Origin of the sequence: Ruminococcus callidus ATCC 27760 (genome assembly GCF_000468015.1) — a bacterium.
In the GTDB taxonomy this organism is placed as follows: Bacteria; Bacillota; Clostridia; order Oscillospirales; family Ruminococcaceae; genus Ruminococcus_C; species Ruminococcus_C callidus.
Window position 1 is genome coordinate 1 of the sequence record NZ_KI260297.1, and the last position, 2,401, is coordinate 2,401.

General features: G+C 48.1%; 1 protein-coding gene and 2 pseudogenes. All 3 read right to left on the reverse strand.

Annotated elements, in window-relative coordinates:
* A partial coding sequence (locus tag RUMCAL_RS16360; RefSeq protein WP_341349351.1) for a hypothetical protein occupies window positions 1–706 on the reverse strand: 706 nt, incomplete at its 3' end.
* A gap of 3 nt (window positions 707–709) precedes the next feature.
* A pseudogene (locus tag RUMCAL_RS16905) lies at window positions 710–1,402 on the reverse strand (leucine-rich repeat domain-containing protein); the annotation flags it as partial.
* 129 nt (window positions 1,403–1,531) lie between these two features.
* Window positions 1,532–2,200 (reverse strand): annotated as a pseudogene (locus tag RUMCAL_RS16910) (leucine-rich repeat domain-containing protein); the annotation flags it as partial.
* Between the last annotated feature and the right edge of the window lie 201 nt (window positions 2,201–2,401).

Genomic DNA, 2,401 nt, shown 5'->3' on the forward strand with positions numbered 1-2,401 from the left:
CGCTGTCCTCCGGGGTGAACTCCCATGCCAGGGTATTTTTACCGGCAGCCAGTGCTTTGAGTTCACTGACAATCTTTGCCGCACCCTTGGTGCTGTCCTTGCTGATGCTCAGCCCCAGCTTTTCCACAAGGTCGCCCTCGGTGTGGGTGTCGCCGTCCACAGTAACTTCTACCGTCGGGTCAGCCTTTGCCACCAGGAAATGCAAGGTCAGGTTTGCGGTGTTGCCGTTTTTCGCGGTAAATGTAAAGGTCACTTCCCTGCCGTCCGTGTACGCCTTTGCAGGCTTGCCGGAGATCTTGTTGCCGTCCAGCTGCATGCCGTCCAGCATAGTGGAACCAGTTGCAACCTTGACGGAAACTTCTCCCACTGCATCGGCATTTTTCACGTAATCCTGCAAGTTAATTTCGTCCATGTCCTGACCGTAAACGCACTTGATCTGCGTGGTCGCTGTGGCAACCTGAACCGGAACAGGTTTCACCGTTGCCGACAGCTCCACCTCTTTGGCAGCTTCTGCATCGGTTTCATCAGCCAGAAAATGCTTTTTGCAGTTCTCACAGGTCCAGTATTCCACGTTTCCGGCTTCGGTGTAAGTCGCATCCTTGGCATCGGTTTTCACGAGAGAATGACGATACTTTACCTTCTCAGATGCGTCTTCGAAAGCGTCTTTTGTCAGCGTAGAATCGCAGGGGACCGTAATTTCGGTCAAATTGCCGCAGCCAGAAAATGTATAAGTTCCAATGCTTGTGACACTCTTTGGAATGCTGATGCTAGTTAAGCCAGTGCAGTTGTAAAACGCAAAATTTCCGATGCTTGTGACACCGTACGGAATTGTTACTTCTCCCGAACAAGTTGTGCCGTCGATCAAGATCCCATTTACGATCACAAGCGGGTTATCCTGCTGTTTGTTTGTTAACCAAGGTGTGCCAGAAAACGCTTCATCCCCGATGCTTGTGACACTCTTTGGAATGGTGATGCTAGTTAAGCCGGTGCAATCGGAAAACGCATTAGCTCCGATGCTTTTGACACCTTCTGGAATTTCGATACTGGTTAAGCCGGTGCATTCATAAAATGCATAATTTCCGATGCTTGTGACGTTGTTCGGAATCGTTACTTCTCCCGAACAAGTTCTTCCATCGATCAAAATCCCATTTACGATCACAAGAGGGCTTTCATTTTGTTTGTTTTTCAACCAGGTGGTATTTTGAAACGCAGAATCTCCGATACTTGTGACGCTACCTGGAATCGTGATGTCTGTCAAGCTGATGCAACCGGAAAACGCATATATTCCGATGCTTGTAACGTCCTCTTCAATTACAACTTTTTTTACGTTGTCTTTCTTTTGGGTTGCAGGGCTATTTTCATTATAATAATCCTTCATCGTCCCCGTGCCGCTGATGGTCATTGTGCCGTCGGCGGTGAGTGTCCAGGTCAGATTGTCTTCGTTCCAGTAGGTTGCGATTTTGCTTGCATCTACGCCGAGTTGTCCGCTTGTCAGCGTAGAGCCGTTTTCAAGGTATACGGTCAGCTTGCCGCAGCCATAAAACGCAAAATTTCCGATGCTTGTGACACTCTTTGGAATGGTGATGCTTGTCAGGCTGCTGCAACTGTCAAACGCATAATCTCCGATGCTTGTGACACTACCTGGAATATTGATGCTGGTCAAGTCAGTGCAATTGTAAAACGCAAAATTTCCGATGCTTGTAACACTCTTTGGAATGCTGATGCTGGTTAAGCCGATGCAATTCCGAAACGCACCCTCTCCGATGCTTGTGACACTACCTGGAATCGTGATACTGGTTAAGCCGGTGCAATTCTGAAACGCACCCTCTCCGATGCTTGTGACATCGTTCGGAATCGTTACTTCTCCCGAACAAGCTGTGCCGTCGATCAAGATCCCATTTACGATCACAAGTGAATCTTCATGCTGTTTGTTTGTTAACCAAAGTGTGCCAGAAAACGCACAATCTCCGATGCTTGTGACACTATCTGGAATCGTGACGCTGGTTAAGCCGGTGCAATTCCTAAACGCAGAATCTCCGATGCTTGTGACACGATCCGGAATCGTGATGCTGGTTAAACCGGTACAATTATAAAACGCACAATCTCCGATGCTTGTGACACTACTCGGAATTTCGATGCTGGTTAAGCCAGTGCAATCGTAAAACGCATTATCTCCGATGCTTGTAACGCCATCTTCAATTACAACTTTTTTTATGTTGTCTTTCTTCTGGGTTGCAGGGCTATCATTAGAGTAATTCTTCATCGTCCCCGTGCCGCTGATGGTCATTGTGCCGTCGGCGGCGAGTGTCCAGATCAGGCTGTCTTCGTTCCAGCGGGTTACAACTTTGTCTGCAACTTCACCGAAACTTTCGCTTGTCAGCGTAGAGCCGCCTTCAAGAAG